Below are 19,578 nucleotides of genomic sequence, written 5' to 3' on the forward strand. Positions count from 1 at the left end.
GCCGTACGGCGGTAAAACCTACGCTTCGGCGGCCACCGGGGCGGCGCCCTCGACGCGTGCCTCCAGCTCGCGGCTGACCTTGCGCTCCACGAAGAAGGCGGCGGTCGGGATGGTCCCCGCCAGCAGGACCCACAGCTGCTTGCCGACCGGCCACTTCGCCTTGGAGCCGAGGTCGAAGGCGCAGACCAGGTAGATCACATACAGCCAGCCGTGCGCGATGCCGACGACGCGGGTGAAGTCCGCGGCGCCGTTCATGTCCAGCACATACTTGGCGATCACGCCGAGGGTCAGCAGGACCAGCAGCACGCCGGTGACGTAGGCCATCACGCGGTAGCGGGTCAGCACGCTCTTTTTCATGGGTCCGAGCGTAACCGCCGGATTCGGGCGATCTTCGGGCACCCCCGGCGGCTCGCGGCGGCGTGTCAGCCGCCCTCGAAGTCGCCCGCGGCGATCCGCAGCGGGCGCAGCATGGCGAAGATCTCGGCGCACTCGTCCGCGTCGTAGGCGCCGAGCCCGAAGTCCATCGCCATCAGGTCCCGGGTGGCCGCCTCGCAGACCCGGCGGCCCTTGTCGGTGATGGAGGCGAGGGTGCCGCGGCCGTCGTTGGGGTTGGGCCGCTTGGCGACCAGACCGGACCTCACGAGACGGTCGACGGTGTTGGTGACCGACGTGGGGTGCACCATCAGACGCTCCCCGATCTTGGACATGGGCAGTTCGCCCGCCTTGGAGAAGGTGAGCAGAACGAGTGCCTCGTACCGCGCGAAGGTCAGCTCGTACGGTTTGACGACCGCGTCGACCTCGGCCAGCAGGATCTGGTGCGCCCTCATGATCGAGGTGATGGCGGCCATGGAGGGCACGGCTCCCCATCGCTGCGTCCAGGTTTCGTCGGCACGCGCGATGGGGTCGAACGACAGGCTGAGCGGCTTCGGCACGGGTCGACCTTACCGGCCGGTCATATGGTGGTCAGCCCTGTCTCAGGTTTCGGTCCGTGCGACCGGTACGGACACAAGCGCGGTTCATCGTCCGCCGGTCCGCCGTGGCTGCTCGCGCCCGCCCGGCGGAGCCGCACACCGGCAAGGCCCCGCGCCCCTTCAGGGCGCCACGAAGCCGCATCCGGCTTTGCCGGACCCGCTCAGCCGGCGAGATGGCGCTCGACCGTCTCCACCTTGGAGGTCAGTCCGTCGGTCACCCCGGGGCGGATGTCGGCCTTGAGAACGAGTGACACCCGCGGCGCCCGTTCCTCCACGGTGGCGACGGCACGCTTCACGACGTCCATCACCTCGTCCCACTCGCCCTCGATGGAGGTGAACATGGCGTCGGTGCGGTTCGGCAGGCCCGATTCCCGTACCACCCGTACCGCGTCGGCGACGTACTCCCCCACGTCCTCGCCGACGCCCAGCGGCGTGACGGAGAAGGCGACGATCACGCGTTCACGATCCCTTCCTTGCGGGCGCGGGCGGCGATGACGGCGTCCTCGGCCTCGCGGCGCAGCTTGCGCTCGGCGAAGAAACCGCCGGTCGGCAGCACGGAGAGCACGAAGTAGAGGGCGGCGGTCCGCAGGGGCCACTTGGTGCGGTTCCAGGCGTCCGCCCAGAAGATCACGTACAGGATGAAGAGGATCCCGTGGATGGAGCCCATGACGGGCACCGCGTTGAAGTCGGTCGTGCGCTTCAGCACCGAGCACAGGAGCAGGAGCAGGAAGGAGACGGCCTCGGGGGCCGAGACCAGACGGAGCCGGCGGAGGGCTGTGGCGGTCTTTATGTCCACGGGTCACCTTCGGTGGGGAGATTCGCTGAGGAGGCGGTCGGAAGCGGCCGGAAGAGGCCGCCGCTTTGTGAACGCGCGCACAAGCGCCCGCCCATTGTGGCATCCGGGGCAGGGCGGTCCCGGAACGGGGGTGCGGGGTGTCGGCGATTCGACCGGCCCCCGGGCACGGGTGCTGCCGGTGGCCCGCTCTCCCAGGGTTTCCTCAGGGTGTGCATCCACCTCACGGCCCTGTCCGCTTCGCCCGCCCTGCCGTACCTTCGCCCCGTGGCGATGTTCCGACTCCAAGGCAGCAAGGTGCTGGCCGTCGACATGACCGGGGACGCCGTGAAGGCGAAGAACGGCTCCATGGTCGCGTACGACGGGCAGATGACCTTCAAGAAGCTGAGCGGCGGCGGTGAGGGGCTCCGGGGAATGGTGACCCGGCGGCTCACCGGCGAGCAGATGACCGTGATGGAGGTGAAGGGGCACGGGACCTGCTGGTTCGCGGACCGGGCCTCCGAGATCAACCTCGTCGAACTCCAGGGGGACAAGCTGTACGTCGAGTCGAGCAACCTGCTCGCGACGGACGCCGGGCTGCGCACGGGCACCACGTTCACCGGTCTGCGCGGCGCCTCACAGGGCAACGGCCTGTTCACCACGACCGTGGAGGGCCGCGGACAGGCGGCGATCATGTCGGACGGCCCGGCGGTGGTGCTCCGGGTCAGCGCGCAGTACCCGCTGACCGTCGACCCGGGGGCGTACATCGCGCACCAGGGGAACCTGCGGCAGTCCTTCCAGTCGGGTGTGACGTTCCGCACCTTCCTCGGCGAGGGCGGCGGCGAGGCGTTCCAGATCCGCTTCGAGGGGGACGGTCTGGTGTACGTCCAGCCCAGCGAGCGCAACACGATCGCGGGGGATGTGTGACATGGGCTTCCGCGAAGTGAACTCGAAGATGATCGAGGCGACGGTCGTGCCGGGGCAGCGGCTGTTCAGCCAGCGGGGCGCGATGCTCGCCTACAAGGGCGACGTGTCCTTCACCCCCAACATCCAGGGCGGCCAGGGCGGGGTCATGTCGATGATCGGGCGCCGCGTGGCGAACGAGGCTGCGCCGCTGATGACGGTCGAGGGCAGCGGCACGGTGCTGTTCGGGCACGGCGGCCACCACATCCAGGTGATCGACCTCACGGGCGACACCCTCTACGTGGAGGCGGACCGGCTGCTCGCCTTCGAGGGGACCCTGCGGCAGGGCACGATGTTCATGGGCTCACAGGGCGGCGTCATGGGCCTGGTGCGCGGGCAGGTGACGGGGCAGGGCCTGTTCACGACCACCCTCACGGGGCGTGGCGCGGTCGCCGTGATGGCGCACGGCGGTGTCTTCGAGGTGCCGATCACCCCGCAGCGCCCGGTCCATGTCGATCCCCAGGCGTATGTCGCCCACCACGGCGACGTGCGCAACAAGCTCTCCGCCGCGCTCGGCTGGCGCGAGATGGTGGGCCGCGGCTCCGGCGAGGCGTTCCAGCTGGAGCTGAGCGGCAGCGGAGCGGTGTACGTCCAGGCCTCGGAGGAGAAGCTGTGACCGCGTACCCGGGGACCGGCCCCGTCGTCCACGACCCGATGACCCTGCCGGCCGACGACAACGTGAACAAGTACACCTTCTGCGTGGAGCTCAAGGGGAGCCAGTGGTTCCTGCAGAAGGGCAAGATGATCGCCTACTACGGCTCGATGGAGTTCAACGGCGTCGGGCACGGGCGGCTCGACCGGATCGTGCGTACGTCGTTCCATTCGCCACTGCACGCGAGCGACTGGGTGGTGGCGGAGGGCTCGGGCAAGATGCTGCTCGCCGACCGGGCCTTCGATGTCAATTCCTTTGACCTGGACGACGGCAATCTGACCATTCGCTCCGGCAACCTGCTCGCTTTTCAGCCAACTCTGTCCCTGAAGCAGTCGATCATCCCCGGCTTTCTGACACTGATCGGAACCGGGAAGTTCGTGGCCGCGTCCAACGGTCCGGTGGTGTTCATGGAGCCGCCGATCCGGGTGGACCCTCAGGCCCTGGTCGGCTGGGCCGACTGCCCCTCCCCGTGTCATCACTACGACCATGGGTACCTGACGGGCGTATGGGGCGGTCTACGTGCGATGACGGGCCTGGGCGGGGCCTCCGGGGAGGAGCACCAGTTCGAGTTCGTCGGGGCGGGTACGGTCCTGCTCCAGTCCTCGGAGACGCTGATGGCCGAGCAGTCCACGGGAGCGGTTCCACAGGAGCCCGGGGTGCCGGGCGGCGGAGTGTCCGGTTCCCAGGGGGCGCAGCCGGGGGCACCGCGCCTTCCCGGACAGCTGGGGGACCTCCAGCGTCGCTTCGGGTTGTGAGCGGTAGTCTGCGGAGTGTGACATCGAACGCGTGCGCACAGTCACACCACCCTCACTAGTACGCCTTTCAACCTTTTAGGTAGACTTCATTCATGGAGACCGAGACGGCCACGCGCTGGCTGACCGATGCGGAGCAGTGCGCCTGGCGCACCCACCTGGAGGTCAACAGGCTGTTGACGTACCAGCTCGAAAAGGATCTGCAGCCGTTCGGCCTGACAATGAACGATTACGAGATCCTGGTGAACCTCTCGGAGTCGGAGGGCATGCGCATGCGCATGAGCGACCTGGCGGCCGCGACCCTTCAGTCCAAGAGCCGGCTCTCGCACCAGATCACCCGTATGGAGAACGCGGACCTGGTACGCCGCGAGAACTGCGAGTCCGACCGCCGGGGCCTGTACGCGGTCCTCACGGACCACGGCCTGGAGACGATGAAGAAGGTCGCGCCGTACCACGTCGCGTCCGTGCGGCGCCACTTCATCGATCTGCTCTCCCCCGACGACCTGGAGCGCCTGGACAAGTCGCTGCTCCCGATCGCGGAGCACCTCAGAAGCCAGCGGGGCAAGCCGTAGCGCTCCGCGCGGGGTGGGGCACGTCGTAGCCATTCGCGCAGTTCCCCGCGCCCCTGACGGGCGGGCTCCTGAGCGTCGTTCCCTGCGGGTGCGCGGTGGGGTTTTGCGCAGTTCCCCGCGCCCCTGTCGGGCTACCTGCGGTGCGTTGTCGGCTGCCGGTGGCTCGTGGCTTGTCGCGCAGTTCCCCGCGCCCCTGTCGGGGCGCGGCACCCTGCCGACACACGGCTCCAACGCATGAACGTAAACCCCACCACGCACCCGCAGGCCACCCCGCACGGACGCGCACCGACCAGGTGCGCGGGGAACTGCGCAAAAGCCCACCACGCACCCGCAGGGAACAACGCTCAGGAGCCCACCCGACAAGGGGCGCGGGGAACTGCGCGAAAACCCACCACGCACCCGCAGGGAACAACGCTCAGGAGCCCACCCGACAAGGGGCGCGGGGAACTGCGCGGAATCCGTCCACGCTCCCGCAGGGAACCGTCAGGTGTTGGTGAGTTCCGCGACCAGTTCGTCCGCCGCGCGGTACGGGTCCAGTTCCCCGGCCACGATCCGTTCGGCGAGCGCGCCGAGACGGCTGTCGCCGTGAAGGTCGCCGATACGTTCACGCAGGGCCGTCACCGCGATGGTCTCCACCTCGTGGGCGGCGCGCGCCTGCCGGCGCTGCGCCAGCACGCCCCGCTCCTCCATCCACGCCCGGTGCTTCTCCAGCGCCTCGACCACCTCGTCGACGCCCTCGCCGCGTGCCGCGACCGTCTTCACGATCGGCGGCCGCCAGTCGCCGGGGGCGCGCGATTCGCCGAGGCCGAGCATGTGGTTCAGCTCGCGGGCGGTCGCGTCCGCGCCGTCGCGGTCGGCCTTGTTGACCACGTAGAGGTCGCCGATCTCCAGGATGCCCGCCTTCGCGGCCTGGATGCCGTCGCCCATCCCCGGGGCCAGCAGCACCACCGAGGTGTCGGCCTGGGAGGCGATCTCGACCTCCGACTGGCCGACACCGACGGTCTCCACCAGGATCACGTCACAGCCCGCCGCGTCCAGCACCCGGATCGCCTGCGGAGCGGCCCAGGCGAGACCGCCCAGATGCCCACGCGTGGCCATCGAACGGATGTACACACCGGGGTCCGAGGCGTGGTCCGACATCCGGACGCGGTCACCGAGCAGCGCCCCGCCCGAGAACGGCGAGGACGGGTCGACGGCCAGGACGCCGACCCGCTTGCCCTGCTTGCGGTACGCCGTCACGAGCGCCGAGGTCGACGTGGACTTGCCCACGCCCGGGGACCCCGTGAGGCCCACCACATACGCCCCGCCAGTGAGCGGGGCCAGTGTCGCCATGACCTCCCTGAGCTGCGGGGACGCCCCCTCGACCAGCGAGATCAGCCGGGCCACGGCCCGGGGCCGGCCTTCCCTGGCCTGGGCGACCAGCGAGGAGACGTCCTGCATCACAGCTCCGTTCAGGTGGGGACGGCGTACGGGAAGGCCACTCAGGCCCTGGGCACGCGGACGATCAGCGCGTCACCCTGGCCGCCACCGCCGCACAGGGCAGCCGCGCCGACCCCTCCGCCCCGCCGCTTCAGCTCCAGGGCCAGGTGGAGCACCAGCCTGGCGCCGGACATCCCGATCGGGTGGCCGAGGGCAATGGCACCACCGTTGACATTCACCTTTTCGGTGGAAATCCCAAGGTCCTTCATTGACTGCACCGCGACCGCGGCGAAGGCCTCGTTGATCTCGATCAGGTCGAGGTCCGAGACCTCCAGGCCCTCCTTCTTCAGGGCGTGCAGGATCGCGTTCGAGGGCTGCGACTGGAGCGAGTTGTCCGGGCCCGCCACGTTGCCGTGGGCGCCGATCTCCGCGATCCACTCAAGGCCCAGCTCCTGCGCCTTGGCCTTGCTCATCACGACCACGGCCGCCGCGCCGTCGGAGATCTGCGAGGAGGAACCGGCCGTGATCGTGCCGTCCTTGCTGAAGGCCGGGCGCAGCTTGCCGAGCGACTCGGCGGTCGTCTCGCCGCGGATGCCCTCGTCCTTGCTGAAGAGGACCGGCTCGCCCTTGCGCTGCGGCACCTCCACCGGGGTGATCTCGGCCTCGAACAGGCCGTTCTTCTGGGCGGCGGCGGCGCGCTGGTGGGACAGCGCGGCGATCTCGTCCTGCTCGGCGCGGCGGAGGCCGAGGCGGGTGTTGTGCTTCTCGGTCGACTCGCCCATGGCGATGCCCTCGAAGGAGTCGGTCAGACCGTCGTACGCCATCGCGTCGAGCATCTGGACCGCGCCGTACTTGAAGCCCTCACGGGACTTCGGGAGCAGGTGGGGGGCGTTGGTCATGGACTCCTGGCCGCCCGCGACGATCACGTCGAACTCACCCGCGCGGATGAGCTGGTCGGCGAGCGCGATGGCGTCGAGACCGGAGAGGCACACCTTGTTGATGGTCAGGGCCGGGACGTTCATCGGAATGCCCGCCTTGACCGCGGCCTGACGCGCCGGGATCTGTCCCGCGCCGGCCTGCAGCACCTGACCCATGATCACGTACTGCACCTGGTCGCCGCCGATCCCCGCACGGTCGAGGGCGGCCTTGATCGCGAAGCCGCCGAGGTCGGCTCCGGAGAAGGACTTCAGCGAGCCGAGCAGCCGTCCCATCGGGGTGCGCGCACCCGCAACGATGACGGAAGTCGAGCTGTTCGTTCCAGACATGAGCTGCGATCCCCTTCCGGCCTGCACAGCCGAGGAGTGAACGAGGGTTTACTCGAATGTACTGAGCGGTAGAGGGCCCCGTCATCAAGCCGTCGGTGTGATCGCGCGCACGTTGCGTAACCACCGCAGGAGCGCTCCACTAACAACATGCTGACGCGAATCGACCACATCGGGATCGCCTGCTTCGACCTCGAGAAGTCCGTCGAGTTCTACACCTCGACCTACGGCTTCTCCGTATTCCACACCGAGGTAAACGAGGAGCAAGGCGTCCGCGAGGCCATGTTGAAGATCAACAACACGGACGACGGAGGCGCCTCCTACCTCCAGCTGCTCGAACCCACCCGAGAGGACTCCACGGTGGCGAAGTGGCTCGCCAAGAACGGCGAGGGCGTGCACCACATCGCCTTCGGCACGGCGGACGTCGACGGGGACGCCGCCGCGATCAAGGACAAGGGCGTACGCGTCCTGTACGAGGAGCCGCGCATCGGCTCCATGGGGTCGCGCATCACCTTCCTGCACCCCAAGGACTGCCACGGTGTCCTCACGGAACTGGTCACATCCGCGGCGGTTGAGTCACCTGAGCACTGACTCCCGTACATAAGGGCCGGTAGGGTTGGGAGCGGTCGCCGCTCCGGCAGGGCGACCGGGTCCCGCCTGAACGCGGGATCCACGTCCGGGGTCCGGGTTTCGGGGGACGAGCGTCGGGGCAGCAACCCATGCTCCGCCGTTGATCTGACACCATTCCCCGGGGGCCCCGTCCGGGCGGATGGACGGTGCTCGTTTGGAGAAGCTTGCGACCAGGGGACGGATGGGACCGCGGAGTGCGGGGCTACGAACGCCAGGAGCGAGAGCCGGCGGCTGACGTCGACCACCTCTCTCGGTTCGAGGCCGAGATGGAGCGGCTGAAGACCGAGCGGGAAAAGGCGATCCAGCACGCCGAGGACCTCGGCTACCAGGTCGAGGTGCTGCGCGCCAAGCTGCATGAGGCGCGCCGCACCCTGATGACCCGTCCCGCCTATGACGGGGCCGACATCGGCTATCAGGCCGAGCAGATGCTTCGCACCGCGCAGGTGCAGGCGGACCAGCTGCGGGCGGACGCCGAGCGCGAGCTGAGCCAGGCGCGCGCCCAGACCCAGCGCATCCTCCAGGAGCACGCGGAGCAGGCCGCGCGGCTCCAGGCGGAGCTGCACGCCGAGGCGGTCACCCGCCGCCAGCAGCTGGACCAGGAGCTGGCCGAGCGCCGCCAGACCGTCGAGTCGCACGTCAACGAGAACGTGGCTTGGGCCGAGCAGCTGCGCGCCCGCTCGGAGTCCCAGGCCCGCCGTCTGGTGGACGAGTCCCGCGCGGAGGCCGAGCAGTCGCTCGCCGCCGCCCGCGCGGAGGCCGAGCGGATCACCGCGGAGGCCCGGCAGCGGCTCCAGGACGACTCCGAGTCCGCCCGCGCGGAGGCCGACCAGATCCTGCGCCGGGCCCGCACGGACGCCGAGCGGCTGCTGAACGCCGCGTCCAACCAGGCCCAGGAGGCCACCGACCACGCCGAGCAGCTGCGCTCCAGCTCCGCGGACGAATCGGACGCCGCCCGCCGGCAGTCGGCCGAGCTGAGCCGGGCCGCCGAGCAGCGGATGACCGAGGCGGAGTCGGCGCTGCGCGAGGCGCGCGCCGAGGCCGACAAGGTCGTGGCCGAGGCGAAGGAGGCCGCCGCCAAGGCGCTCAGCTCCGCCGAGTCGACCAACGAGCAGCGCACGCGTACCGCCAAGGAGCAGGTCGCCCGCCTGGTCGGTGAGGCCACCAAGGAGGCCGAGACCACCAAGGCCGAGGCCGAGCAGACACTCGCGGACGCCAAGGGCGAGGCCGAGAAGATCCTCGCGGAGGCCTCCGAGAAGGCCCGCTCGCTCACGGCCGAGGAGACCGCCTCCCAGCTCGCCAAGACGGCCCGTACGGCCGAGGAGGTCCTGACCAAGGCGGAGGAGGACGCCAAGGCGACCACCAGGGCCGCCTCCGAGGAGGCCGAGCGCATCCGCCGGGAGGCCGAGGCGGAGGCGGACCGGCTGCGCGGCGAGGCGCACGACATCGCCGCGCAGCTCAAGGGCGCGGCGAAGGACGACACCAAGGAGTACCGGGCCAAGACGGTCGAGCTCCAGGAGGAGGCCCGCCGGCTGCGCGGGGAGGCCGAGGGCCTGCGCGCCGAGGCCGTCGCCGAGGGCGAGAGGATCCGGGCCGAGGCGCGCAAGGAGGCCGTCCAGCAGATCGAGGAGGGCGCGAGGACCGCCGAGGAGCTGCTCGCCAGGGCGAAGGCCGACGCGGACGAGATGCGCTCGGCGGCCACCGCGGACAGCGAGAAGGTGCGCACCGAAGCCATCGAGCGCGCCTCGACGCTGCGCCGGCAGGCCGAGGAGACCCTGGAGCGCACCCGTAAGGAGGCCGAGCGGCACCGCGACGAGTCCATCGAGCGGTCCGAGGCGCTCAAGGAGGAGGCCGAGCAGGCCGCGCGGGCCCTGCGTGAGGACACCGAGCGTGCCGTCGACGCCCGCCGGGCGGAGGCCGCCGAGGAGCTGGTCCGTCTGCAGAGCGAGGCCGAGCAGCGGCTCGCCTCCGCGGAGCAGGCCCTGGACGACGCCCGTGCGCAGGCCGAGCGGATGCGCCGCGAGGCCGTCGAGGAGAGCGACCGGCTGCGTTCGGAGGCCGCCGAGCGTATCCGTACGCTCCAGTCGCAGGCCGAGGCCGAGGCGGAGCGGCTGCGCACGGAGGCCGCCTCCGACGCGTCGGCGTCCCGCGCGGAGGGCGAGGCCGTCGCCGTACGTCTGCGCACGGACGCGGCCACCGAGGCCGAACGGCTCAAGACGGAGGCCCAGGACACCGCCGACCGGGTGCGTGCCGAGGCGCAGTCGGCTGCCGAGCGGCTGGGCGCCGAGGCCACGGAGACGCTCGCCGCAGCGCAGGAGGAGGCCACCCGGCGCCGCCGCGAGGCCGAGGAACTCCTCGGTTCCGCGCGCCATGAGGCCGATCAGGAGCGCGAGCGGGCCGGTGAGCAGAGCGAGGAACTGCTCGCCGTGGCGCGCGCCCGGGTCGAGGAGGCCCAGACCGAGGCGGTACGGCTGGTCGAGGAGGCCGACCGGCGCTCCACCGAGATGGTGTCGGCCGCCGAGCTGCACGCTCAGCAGGTACGGGACTCGGTGTCCGGGCTGCACGAGCAGGCGCAGGAGGAGATCACCGGGCTGCGCTCGGCCGCCGAGCACGCGGCGGAGCGTACGCGGACCGAGGCGCAGGAGGAGGCCGACCGGGTCCGCGCCGACGCCTACGCCGAACGCGAGCGGGCGTCCGAGGACGCGGGCCGGATGCGGCGGGAGGCCACCGAGGAGGCGCAGGCCGCGAAGTCCCTCGGGGAGCGGACGGTCACGGAGGCCATCGCCGAGGCCGAGCGGATCCGCTCGGAGGTCGCCGAGCACGCCCAGCGTGTGCGGACGGAGGCCTCCGACACCATCGCCACCGCCGAGCAGGATGCCTCGCGCACCCGTGCGGACGCCCGCGAGGACGCCAACCGCATGCGGTCGGACGCGGCCACGCAGGCGGACACCCTCATCGGCGAGGCGCGGTCGGAGGCCGAGCGTCTCACCACGGAGACCGCGGCCGAGATGGAGCGGCTGCGGTCCGAGACCGCCGCGGAGTCCGAGCGGCTGCGGGCCGAGGCCGCCGAGACGGTCGGTTCCGCGCGGCAGCAGGCCGAGCGGATCCGCTCCGAGTCGGAGCGGATCAAGAGCGAGGCCGAGGCGGAGGCGGAGCGGATGCTCACCGCCGCCCGCGAAGAGTCCGAGCGCACGCTGGACGAGGCCCGACAGGACGCCAACAAGCGGCGCTCGGAGGCGGCCGAGCAGGTCGACACGCTCATCACGGAGACCGCCGCCGAGGCCGACAAGCTGATCGCGGAGGCGCAGCAGAGCGCGCACAAGACGACGGCCGACGCCGAGGCGCAGGCCGACACGATGGTGGGCGCCGCCCGCGCCGAGGCCGAGCGGCTGGTCGCCGAGGGCACCGTCGAGGGCAACTCGCTGGTGGAGCGGTCCCGCAAGGACGCCGATGAGCTGCTCGTGGGCGCGCGCCGGGACGCGACCGCGATCCGGGAGCGGGCCGAGGAGCTGCGCGACCGTATGACGCGGGAGATCGAGGAGCTGCACGAGCGGGCGCGCAGCGAGTCGGCCGAGGCGATGAGGACGGCGGGCGAGCGGTGCGACGCGCTGATCAAGGCGGCGGAGGAACAGCTCGTGAAGGCCAAGGCGCAGGCGAAGGAGATCGTCTCCGAGGCCAGCTCCGAGGCGGGCAAGGTCCGCATCGCCGCGGTGAAGAAGGCCGAGGGGCTGCTGAAGGAGGCCGAGCAGAAGAAGGCCACCCTGGTCTCCGAGGCCGAGAAGATCAAGGCCGAGGCCATCGGCGAGGCCCGCAAGGCCGTCGAGGAGGGCAAGCGGGAACTGGAGATCCTGGTGCGCCGCCGCGAGGACATCAACGCGGAGATCTCCCGTGTCCAGGACGTCCTGGAGGCGTTGGAGTCCTTCGAGACCCCGTCGGGAGGCAAGGACGGCGGCGTCAAGGCGGGCGCCACCGTGGGGGCGCCCCGTTCGGGTGGCAAGACGTCAGAAGGGTAGCCAGAGGGGCTCATTCTGTGCTTGCCGGGCCGTAACTCGCGTCCTGGCAAGCACTTCCGAGGGTCAGCCACCCGAAAGGAGTGTCATTCTCCAGATCAAACACGCATCCGCTCGATGACACGCCGCATTGGCCCCTAGGATTCCCCTATCACCTCACCGGTCTCATTCGACAGGAACCCCATGAGCGACACTTCCCCCTACGGCTTCGAGCTTGTGCGGCGTGGGTACGACCGCGCTCAGGTGGACGAACGGATCTCCAAGCTCGTCTCCGACCGTGACAGTGCACTGTCCCGCATCACCGCTCTGGAAAAGCGCATCGAAGAGCTCCACCTCGAAACGCAGAACGCCCAGGCCGCCGTGACCGACGCGGAGCCGTCGTACGCGGGCCTCGGCGCGCGGGTCGAGAAGATCCTCCGCCTCGCCGAGGAAGAGGCCAAGGACCTGCGCGAGGAGGCCCGCCGCGCCGCCGAGCAGCACCGCGAGCTCGCCGAGTCGGCCGCGCAGCAGGTGCGCAACGACGCGGAGTCGTTCGCCGCGGAGCGCAAGGCCAAGGCCGAGGACGAGGGCGCCCGGATCGTCGACAAGGCCAAGAGCGACGCGTCCCAGCTGCGCTCCGAGGCCCAGAAGGACGCGCAGTCCAAGCGCGAGGAGGCGGACGCCCTCTTCGAGGAGACCCGCGCCAAGGCCGCCCAGGCCGCCGCCGACTTCGAGACGAACCTCGCCAAGCGCCGTGAGCAGTCCGAGCGTGACCTGGCCTCCCGCCAGGCCAAGGCGGAGAAGCGTCTCGCGGAGATCGAGCACCGTGCCGAGCAGCTGCGCCTGGAGGCGGAGAAGCTGCGCACGGACGCCGAGCGCCGCGCCCGCCAGACGGTGGAGACGGCCCAGCGCCAGGCCGAGGACATCGTGGCCGACGCCAATGCCAAGGCCGACCGTATCCGCTCGGAATCCGAGCGCGAGCTGGCCGCGCTGACGAACCGTCGCGACTCGATCAACGCGCAGCTCACGAACGTCCGCGAGATGCTCGCGACGCTCACGGGCGCCGCTGTCGCCGCCGCGGGCTCCCCGGCCGAGGACGAGCCGATCTCCCGCGGTGTCCCCGCGCAGCAGACGCGGTAACACCGGGAATACGGCACGAGAACATCCGCGAAGCCCTCTGTCACTGCGGTGGCGGGGGGCTTCGCGCGCATCTACGGTGGCCGCATGATCGAGCTCGAGGGGCTGACCAAGCGATACGGCGAGAGGCTGGCGGTCAACAACCTGAGCTTCACCGTGAGACCGGGGGTCGTCACGGGTTTCCTCGGCCCGAACGGCGCGGGCAAGTCGACCACGATGCGGATGGTGCTCGGGCTCGACCATCCCACCTCCGGGGACGTCCGCATCGACGACAAGCACTACGCCCAGCTCAAGGACCCGCTGACCTACATCGGCGCCCTCCTCGACGCCAAGTCCGTGCACGGTGGCCGCAGTGCCCACAACCATCTGCTGTGCCTCGCGCAGAGCAACGGCATCCCCGCCTCCCGTGTGCACGAGGTCCTGGACACCGTCGGTCTGACCTCGGTGGCGCGCAAGAAGGCCCGGGGGTTCTCGCTCGGCATGGGCCAGCGGCTCGGCATCGCCGCCGCGCTGCTCGGCGACCCGCGGATCCTGATGTTCGACGAGCCGGTCAACGGGCTCGACCCCGAGGGCATCCACTGGATCCGCACCCTGATGAAATCCCTCGCGGCGCAGGGGCGGACCGTGTTCGTCTCCAGTCATCTGATGAGCGAGATGGCGCTCACCGCCGACCATCTGGTGGTGATCGGCCAGGGCCGGCTGCTCGCGGACACCTCCATGGCCGACTTCATCGCGAAGAACTCACGCTCGTACGTCCGTGTCCGCTCCCCGCAGCGCGAGCGGCTGCTCGACGTGCTGCACGAGGCGGGCATCACGGTCGTCGAGTCGGGCAGCGGCGCGCTGGAGGCGGACGGCGGCAAGGCCGAGCCGATCGGCGAGCTGGCCGCCCGGCACCAGATCGTGCTGCATGAGCTGAGCACGCAGCAGGCCTCGCTCGAGGAGGCGTTCATGCGGCTGACGGCGCAGTCGGTGGAGTACCACGCGCACACCGACGCGCCTGGCGATCCCTGGGCGCGGCCCACCGGTCCCCAGGAGTGGGGCGCGGACTGGAAGAAGGGGGCCTGAGCCATGGCGGCGCCTCATGTCCTCAGGTCGGAATGGACCAAGATCAGGTCGGTGGCGTCCACGGTGTGGACGCTCTCCATCGCGCTGGTCGTCACCGTCGCGCTCGGGATGCTGATCTCGGCCCTGACCAGGCGGGAGTTCGACAGCCAGGGCCCGGGCGGCCGGATCCCCCTCGACCCCACGTTCACCAGCTTCGCCGGGATGAGCCTCGGCCAGCTGGCGATGATCGTGTTCGGGGTGCTCGTCGTGTCCAACGAGTACAGCACGGGCATGATCCGCACCTCGCTGGCCGCGGTCCCCCGTCGCGGCGCCTTCCTCCTCGGGAAGATCACGGTCGCGACCGCGCTGGCCCTCGCCGTCGGTCTCGTCACCAGCTTCCTCGCGTTCTTCCTCGGGCAGGCGATGCTCGGCCCGAACCGGGCGCAGCTCGGCGACCCCGGAGTGGTGCGCGCGGTCATCGGGGGCGGGCTGTACATGACGCTCATCGCGATGTTCTCGATGGGGGTCGCGACCATGCTGCGCTCGCCGATGCTGTCGCTCGGCATCCTGATGCCGTTCTTCTTCCTGATCTCCAACATCCTGGGGAACGTCTCCGCGACGAAGAAGATCGGCCGGTTCCTGCCCGACCAGGCGGGCAGCAGGATCCTGCGGGTGCTGCCCCCGGCCGGCGACGACACCCCGTACGGGCCCTGGGGCGGTCTGGGCATCATGCTGCTGTGGGTGCTCGCGGCGCTCGCCGGGGGCTATCTGCTGCTGCGGAAGCGGGACGCCTGATCGCCCGGGATCCTTGTCCCGGAGACCCTTTACGAACTCTTGAGCGGAACCGTCAGCGCGCAGATATCCTCCTAACCCTTACGGGGGCAGTCTGCGCCCCGACGTCCTGAACCATTCGATGGGTGCGGAGAATGATCGAGGCAGTCGGCCTGACGAAGCGCTACGGCGCCAAGACAGCCGTATACAACCTTTCCTTCCAGGTGCGACCGGGTACCGTCACCGGTTTCCTCGGGCCCAACGGCTCGGGCAAGTCGACGACCATGCGCATGATCCTCGGTCTGGACAACCCCACCTCGGGGCATGTGACGATCGGCGGCCACCCGTTCCGCAGGCTCCCGAACGCCCCGCGCCAGGTCGGCGCCCTGCTGGACGCCAAGGCCGTGCACGGCGGCCGGTCCGCCCGCAACCACCTGCTGTCCCTCGCGCAGCTCTCGGGCATCCCGGCCCAGCGTGTGGACGAGGTACTCGGTGTCGTCGGCCTCCAGGAAGTGGCGCGCAAGCGCTCCAAGGGCTTCTCGCTCGGCATGGGCCAGCGGCTCGGCATCGCCGCCGCACTGCTCGGCGACCCTCAGGTGCTCCTGTTCGACGAGCCGGTCAACGGCCTCGACCCCGAGGGCATCCTCTGGGTGCGCAATCTGATGAAGTCCCTCGCGGCCGAGGGCCGTACGGTCTTCGTCTCCTCCCACCTCATGAGTGAGATGGCTCTCACCGCGGACCATCTGATCGTGATCGGGCGCGGACAGCTCCTGGCCGACATGAGCGTCAAGGACTTCATCTCCGCCAACTCCGCGGACTTCGCCCGGGTCCGCACCCCCGGCACGGAGCCGCAGCAGAGGGAGAAGCTCAGCGCCGCGCTCACCGAGGCCGGCGGGCATGTGCTGCCCGAGCAGGACGGGGCTCTGCGGATCACGGGGCTGACACTGCCGCGCATCAGCGACATCGCGCACGAGGCGGACGTACGGCTGTGGGAACTGTCGCCGCACCAGGCCTCGCTGGAGGAGGCGTACATGCGGATGACGCAGGGCGCGGTCGACTACCGCTCCACCATCGACCAGCGGGCGGGGCTGATGCAGCCGCTGCCGCCCGGCGTCCAGCCTCCGGTGCCGGTGCCGGGCCAGGGCCAGCCGGGCTGGTACGCCCCGCCGCCGCCTCAGCAGGGCGGTCAGCCGTTCGCGATGCCGGGACAGGCCGGGCCGTACGGAACCCCTGCTCCCGGCGTGGGTCAGCCGAACCCGTACGCGCAGGCGGCACCGGTCATGCCCGCGGCACCGCCGGCCTCGGCGCCGGGTGTGCCGGCCGCTCCGGCCGCCGCTCCCGCGCCCCAGCAGCCGTCCGCGCAGCCCGCCGCCGCTGCCACCGCTTCCCCCGAGCCCTCGACTTCGCTCGACAAGGGAGGCGCCCCCGCCCCGACCACGTCCGAGGACGCCCGATGAGCACGCCCCAGCCCCCGATGCCGCAGGCCGCCGCACCCGCCTGGCAGGCGGCGCCCGGTTCCGCGTACCCGACCTACACCTCGCCGATCCCGGTCACACAGGCCCATCTCGGGCACGCCATAGCCTCCGAGTGGACGAAGATCCGTTCGCTGCGTTCCACCTTGTGGACGCTCGGGGTGTTCGTCCTGCTGGTGCTCGGCCTCGGGCTGACCTTCGGCCTGGTCTACGCGAACCACCCGTCGAGCGTGGAAGGCGAGAACCCGCTGGCCCTCGGCCTCTTCGGGCTGATGCTGGGCAGCATCTGCGTCATCACACTGGGCGTGCTCACCACGGCGTCGGAGTACGGAACCGGAATGATCCGGACGACGATGACCGCCTGCCCGAGCCGCGGACGCGTGCTCGCCGCGAAGGCGATCGTGTTCTTCCTCCTGTCGTTCACGATCACGCTCGTGTCCGACTTGTTCATCTCCTTCGTGGACAGTGCGCTGCTCAGCGGCCACGGCGCCAAGACCCTCTCCGGAGAGGACTGGCTGAAGGGCACGGTCGGTGTCAGCCTCTACATCGCGCTGCTCGGAGTGTTCTCGCTCGTCATCGGCTCGATCCTGAGGCACTCGGCGGGCGCCATCACCCTCATGATCGGGTTGGTGCTGGCACCGCTCGTGATCGCCATCTTCATGTTCGCGCAGTCGCTGGCCCCGGTCCGCAGGTTCCTGCTGGAGTACTCGATCCCGAACCAGCTCAGCGTCTTCTACTCGGGTTCGCTCACCGACACGGGGCCCTCCGGCTGGGATCCCCTGTGGATCATCCTGGGCATAACGGCCGTCGCCTTCGCCGGCGCCTGGCTGCTGCTGGAGAAGCGCGACGTCTAGCCGGACCTTTCGGTCCCTGAGCGTCACAGGACCGCCGCACCCTCGTGGTGCGGCGGTCCTTCGCGTTCGTGCGCTCGCCACGGGAGGCGAGCGGGGTGGTGCACTTTGCCGCGGAGTCACACGTGGACCGCTCCATCGCGGACCCCGAGCCCTTTGTGGTGACCAACGTCCTCGGCACACAGGTGCTGCTGGACGCGGCACGACGTCTTACCAGTTCCCGGAAAAGGTCATTCCCCTTTTCATCACCCGGCTGTTCGCCGGAAGGTCTGTTCCGCTTTACGGCGACGGTTCCAATGCGCGCGACTGGCTGTACGTCAGCGACCACTGCCGGGGAACAGGACTGGCATTGTCCCGCGGTCGGGCCTGCACGTCCAGATAATGGCCGTGCGACGAGAGCGAGTTCAGCTGGTCCGGTGTCGCCCTTGGAAGCCCGGTCCTGGATCCAGGGGCACAGTGTCCTCGTCGTCCCTCGCCGACGGCGTCAGTGCCGGTCCCAGTCGCCGGCGTTTCCCCTCGATGATCACCCGCACCATCGAGGCAGAACAGGCAGAACCGGCGGGGAAATTCGCCGTGGTCCTCCTCGCGGTCCCGCTCCCCTCGGAGCCGGGGGTGCGCGGGGCAGGTGCGACGCGGCGGAAGGCGGGCGCCGAATTCCGGGGGCCCCTCGAGGGGATCCCCGGATCGGCGCTCTCAGCGACGAGGCGCGTTACGGGACCGCTGCACCCTCGCGGTTCGGCGGTCCTTCGCGTTCCAGCACGCCTTGTGCCAGTGCCGGCGGTCGTCCACGCCGGCGTGCTCGGGCCAGGCCACCACGTGCGGGACGCCGGAGATGATCAACTGGTCGCAGCCGGGGCAGCGGTAGGTCTTGCCCTCGGCGGCGGCGCCCGCCACATGGCGCACGCACCACTCCTCGCCCTGCCAGCTCTCGATGGACTGCCAGCCGCCGTAGCGAGACCGGTCCTCGTCGCCACCCGTGTTCCGGCCGGACGAGCCGGCGCCCTTCACTCGGTTGCGACGCGGGGACACAGAACACCTCACGGGGCTGTTCGGCAGCACGGACCCTGTCCAGCGTACGCCGCGCGCACAGGGGTACCCGTCCGTCACCAACTCCGACCCGAACCTCCTCCATCAGCGGATTCGGCAGACAATCCGCAAATCTCGCCGTCAGGCCGTGACTTAGGCACATGTCAGACAGTTATGCCGGTCGGGGGAGCTCCGCGTCGGAGCCAGGAAAGCAGGAAATGCGATGCGCGTAGGAAGTTTTGTACTGGCAGCCCAGTTTCCGGGACAGGGCCAGGGGGAGGCACTGCACCGCGCGGTGCGGTCGGCCGAGGTCGCCGAGGAGGCGGGGCTGGACACGGTGTGGCTGGCCGAGCACCACTTCGTGCCGTACGGGACATGCCCGTCGGCGATCACGCTGGCCGCCCAGTTGCTGGGCCGTACCCGCCGGATCCGGGTCGGCACGGCGGTGAGTGTCCTGCCCACGGTGCACCCGGTGGCGCTCGGCGAGCAGGCCGCGCTGCTCCACATCACCTCGGGAGGCCGTCTCTCGCTCGGTGTGGGGCGCGGCGGGCCATGGGTGGACCTGGAGGTCTTCGGCTCGGGCCTCGAGGCATACGAGAGCGGGTTCCCGGAATCACTCGATCTGCTGGTGCGCTGGCTGAACGAACCGTCCGTCGCGGCCTCGGGAGAGCGGTTCGGCTTCCGTGAGGTCCCGGTCGTCCCACGCCCCTCGGAGTCGCTGACGGACACCGGGGGACCCGAGGTCGTCGTCGCCTGCACCTCGCAGGCGAGCGTACGGCTGGCGGCCGAGCGGGGCCTGCCGATGCTTCTCGGCATGCACATCGGGGACGAGGACAAGGCGGACATGGTCGGGCTGTGGCGGCGGTACGCGCGCGCGGCGGGGGTCGACGGCGAGGTGATCGCCACCGCAGGCCATGTCTCGGCCGGCGTCTGCCAGATCGCCGACCGGCGCAGCGATGCCGTGGAGACCCTGACGAAGGCGATGCCCGGCTGGCTCAAACAGGGGCTCGACGCCCATGTGACGGTGGACGGCCGGGCCCGCAAGATGCGCGACCCCGTCGCCTACACCGAGCTGCTGTGCGAACTGCACCCGGTGGGCACGCCCGGGCTGTGCGCCGACCGGCTCTCGGCGACGGCGGAGCGCACGGGAATCGAACGCTTCGCTCTGCTCGTCGAGGGCTCGGGAGACCTCGCGGCCACCGAGGAGAACGTACGGAGGCTGGGTACCGAGGTGCTCCCCCAGCTCTGCTGAGCCGCCCGTCGGTCACGGCCATGACCGTCGCCGACGGGAGCTTGCC

The 19,578-nt window shown here is 70.5% G+C and carries 19 protein-coding genes and 1 pseudogene; 13 read left to right on the top strand and 7 right to left on the bottom strand.

All coding sequences use genetic code 11. The features are described 5' to 3' along the window. Window positions 1-18: 18 nt before the first annotated feature. From ABZ845_RS05195 to ABZ845_RS05210, 4 genes are all read right to left on the bottom strand, one after another. A complete protein-coding gene (locus tag ABZ845_RS05195) occupies window positions 19-357 on the bottom strand; it encodes a DUF3817 domain-containing protein (RefSeq protein WP_360973138.1) in 339 nt (112 codons plus the stop codon). 65 nt (window positions 358-422) lie between these two features. Next, the gene (locus tag ABZ845_RS05200; RefSeq protein WP_360973140.1) at window positions 423-932 is read right to left on the bottom strand and encodes a MarR family transcriptional regulator; all 510 of its coding nucleotides are present in this window, start codon (window positions 930-932) and stop codon (window positions 423-425) included. A gap of 200 nt (window positions 933-1,132) precedes the next feature. Continuing rightward, window positions 1,133-1,426: an MTH1187 family thiamine-binding protein gene (locus ABZ845_RS05205; RefSeq protein WP_360973142.1), complete on the bottom strand. Its 294-nt coding sequence runs from the start codon at window positions 1,424-1,426 to the stop codon at window positions 1,133-1,135. Continuing rightward, window positions 1,423-1,767, bottom strand: coding sequence for a DUF3817 domain-containing protein (locus ABZ845_RS05210; RefSeq protein ID WP_360973144.1), 345 nt, complete (start codon window positions 1,765-1,767; stop codon window positions 1,423-1,425). Before ABZ845_RS05210 ends, ABZ845_RS05205 begins: the two co-directional genes overlap by 4 nt. Before the next feature lie 270 nt (window positions 1,768-2,037). Between ABZ845_RS05210 and ABZ845_RS05215 the strand changes: the two genes are divergently transcribed. The 4 genes from ABZ845_RS05215 (at window position 2,038) to ABZ845_RS05230 (ending at window position 4,682) form a co-directional block, all read left to right on the top strand. Then, the gene (locus tag ABZ845_RS05215; RefSeq protein WP_360973680.1) at window positions 2,038-2,670 is read left to right on the top strand and encodes an AIM24 family protein; all 633 of its coding nucleotides are present in this window, start codon (window positions 2,038-2,040) and stop codon (window positions 2,668-2,670) included. A 1-nt stretch (window position 2,671) separates the two neighbouring features. Continuing rightward, complete coding sequence (locus tag ABZ845_RS05220) at window positions 2,672-3,322, top strand: AIM24 family protein (protein WP_360973146.1); 651 nt, start codon at window positions 2,672-2,674, stop codon at window positions 3,320-3,322. Further along, window positions 3,319-4,113 carry an AIM24 family protein gene (locus ABZ845_RS05225; protein ID WP_360973148.1) on the top strand — a complete coding sequence of 265 codons (795 nt, stop codon included), beginning with the start codon at window positions 3,319-3,321 and terminating at the stop codon, window positions 4,111-4,113. Before ABZ845_RS05220 ends, ABZ845_RS05225 begins: the two co-directional genes overlap by 4 nt. A 92-nt stretch (window positions 4,114-4,205) precedes the next feature. Next, a complete protein-coding gene (locus ABZ845_RS05230) occupies window positions 4,206-4,682 on the top strand; it encodes a MarR family transcriptional regulator (protein ID WP_360973150.1) in 477 nt (158 codons plus the stop codon). Window positions 4,683-5,165: 483 nt separating this feature from the next. On the opposite strand, the gene meaB is transcribed toward ABZ845_RS05230, so the two are convergent. Together meaB and ABZ845_RS05240 are read right to left on the bottom strand one after the other, a co-directional pair. After that, window positions 5,166-6,122 (bottom strand): methylmalonyl Co-A mutase-associated GTPase MeaB, encoded by a 957-nt coding sequence (meaB, locus tag ABZ845_RS05235; RefSeq protein ID WP_360973152.1) that lies wholly within the window; start codon window positions 6,120-6,122, stop codon window positions 5,166-5,168. Between the two features lie 41 nt (window positions 6,123-6,163). Beyond that, window positions 6,164-7,366 carry an acetyl-CoA C-acetyltransferase gene (locus ABZ845_RS05240; RefSeq protein WP_360973154.1) on the bottom strand — a complete coding sequence of 401 codons (1,203 nt, stop codon included), beginning with the start codon at window positions 7,364-7,366 and terminating at the stop codon, window positions 6,164-6,166. Between the two features lie 147 nt (window positions 7,367-7,513). On the opposite strand from ABZ845_RS05240, the gene mce reads away from it, so the two are divergent. The 8 genes and pseudogenes from mce to ABZ845_RS05280 all read left to right on the top strand — a co-directional run. Further along, window positions 7,514-7,954, top strand: a complete 441-nt coding sequence (mce, locus tag ABZ845_RS05245) for a methylmalonyl-CoA epimerase (protein WP_360973156.1) — start codon at window positions 7,514-7,516, stop codon at window positions 7,952-7,954. 233 nt (window positions 7,955-8,187) lie between these two features. Next, window positions 8,188-12,003: a polarized growth protein Scy gene (gene scy / locus ABZ845_RS05250; protein ID WP_360973682.1), complete on the top strand. Its 3,816-nt coding sequence runs from the start codon at window positions 8,188-8,190 to the stop codon at window positions 12,001-12,003. Between the two features lie 180 nt (window positions 12,004-12,183). After that, entirely contained in the window at window positions 12,184-13,119 is a 936-nt protein-coding gene (locus ABZ845_RS05255; protein WP_360973158.1) for a cellulose-binding protein, read from the top strand. Between the two features lie 84 nt (window positions 13,120-13,203). Beyond that, window positions 13,204-14,181, top strand: coding sequence for an ABC transporter ATP-binding protein (locus ABZ845_RS05260; RefSeq protein ID WP_360973160.1), 978 nt, complete (start codon window positions 13,204-13,206; stop codon window positions 14,179-14,181). A 3-nt stretch (window positions 14,182-14,184) separates the two neighbouring features. Beyond that, the gene (locus tag ABZ845_RS05265; RefSeq protein WP_360973162.1) at window positions 14,185-14,955 is read left to right on the top strand and encodes an ABC transporter permease subunit; all 771 of its coding nucleotides are present in this window, start codon (window positions 14,185-14,187) and stop codon (window positions 14,953-14,955) included. A 131-nt stretch (window positions 14,956-15,086) separates the two neighbouring features. Further along, window positions 15,087-16,388 carry an ABC transporter ATP-binding protein gene (locus tag ABZ845_RS05270; RefSeq protein ID WP_360973164.1) on the top strand — a complete coding sequence of 434 codons (1,302 nt, stop codon included), beginning with the start codon at window positions 15,087-15,089 and terminating at the stop codon, window positions 16,386-16,388. Further along, window positions 16,385-17,257, top strand: coding sequence for an ABC transporter permease subunit (locus tag ABZ845_RS05275; protein WP_360973166.1), 873 nt, complete (start codon window positions 16,385-16,387; stop codon window positions 17,255-17,257). The genes ABZ845_RS05270 and ABZ845_RS05275 overlap by 4 nt, the downstream gene beginning before the upstream one ends. Window positions 17,258-17,352: 95 nt before the next feature. Further along, a pseudogene (locus tag ABZ845_RS05280) lies at window positions 17,353-17,615 on the top strand (GDP-mannose 4,6-dehydratase); the annotation flags it as partial. Between the two features lie 332 nt (window positions 17,616-17,947). On the opposite strand, the gene ABZ845_RS05285 reads toward ABZ845_RS05280, so the two are convergent. Further along, window positions 17,948-18,283, bottom strand: coding sequence for an ATP/GTP-binding protein (locus ABZ845_RS05285; RefSeq protein WP_360973168.1), 336 nt, complete (start codon window positions 18,281-18,283; stop codon window positions 17,948-17,950). A gap of 220 nt (window positions 18,284-18,503) precedes the next feature. On the opposite strand from ABZ845_RS05285, the gene ABZ845_RS05290 reads away from it, so the two are divergent. Then, window positions 18,504-19,532 (top strand): LLM class flavin-dependent oxidoreductase, encoded by a 1,029-nt coding sequence (locus ABZ845_RS05290; protein WP_360973170.1) that lies wholly within the window; start codon window positions 18,504-18,506, stop codon window positions 19,530-19,532. Window positions 19,533-19,578 lie beyond the last annotated feature (46 nt).

Source organism: Streptomyces sp. NPDC047022 (assembly GCF_040644155.1).
Classification (GTDB): Bacteria; Actinomycetota; Actinomycetes; order Streptomycetales; family Streptomycetaceae; genus Streptomyces.

Excerpts from the sequence above, each read along its gene's own strand:
- ABZ845_RS05195 (WP_360973138.1), bottom strand. The coding sequence starts at position 357 with ATGAAAAAGAGCGTGCTGACCCGCTACCGCGTGATGGCCTACGTCACC.
- ABZ845_RS05215 (WP_360973680.1), top strand. The coding sequence starts at position 2,038 with ATGTTCCGACTCCAAGGCAGCAAGGTGCTGGCCGTCGACATGACCGGG.
- ABZ845_RS05220 (WP_360973146.1), top strand. The coding sequence starts at position 2,672 with ATGGGCTTCCGCGAAGTGAACTCGAAGATGATCGAGGCGACGGTCGTG.
- ABZ845_RS05230 (WP_360973150.1), top strand. The coding sequence starts at position 4,206 with ATGGAGACCGAGACGGCCACGCGCTGGCTGACCGATGCGGAGCAGTGC.
- meaB (WP_360973152.1), bottom strand. The coding sequence starts at position 6,122 with ATGCAGGACGTCTCCTCGCTGGTCGCCCAGGCCAGGGAAGGCCGGCCC.
- ABZ845_RS05240 (WP_360973154.1), bottom strand. The coding sequence starts at position 7,366 with ATGTCTGGAACGAACAGCTCGACTTCCGTCATCGTTGCGGGTGCGCGC.
- mce (WP_360973156.1), top strand. The coding sequence starts at position 7,514 with ATGCTGACGCGAATCGACCACATCGGGATCGCCTGCTTCGACCTCGAG.
- ABZ845_RS05255 (WP_360973158.1), top strand. The coding sequence starts at position 12,184 with ATGAGCGACACTTCCCCCTACGGCTTCGAGCTTGTGCGGCGTGGGTAC.
- ABZ845_RS05260 (WP_360973160.1), top strand. The coding sequence starts at position 13,204 with ATGATCGAGCTCGAGGGGCTGACCAAGCGATACGGCGAGAGGCTGGCG.
- ABZ845_RS05265 (WP_360973162.1), top strand. The coding sequence starts at position 14,185 with ATGGCGGCGCCTCATGTCCTCAGGTCGGAATGGACCAAGATCAGGTCG.
- ABZ845_RS05270 (WP_360973164.1), top strand. The coding sequence starts at position 15,087 with ATGATCGAGGCAGTCGGCCTGACGAAGCGCTACGGCGCCAAGACAGCC.
- ABZ845_RS05275 (WP_360973166.1), top strand. The coding sequence starts at position 16,385 with ATGAGCACGCCCCAGCCCCCGATGCCGCAGGCCGCCGCACCCGCCTGG.
- ABZ845_RS05290 (WP_360973170.1), top strand. The coding sequence starts at position 18,504 with ATGCGCGTAGGAAGTTTTGTACTGGCAGCCCAGTTTCCGGGACAGGGC.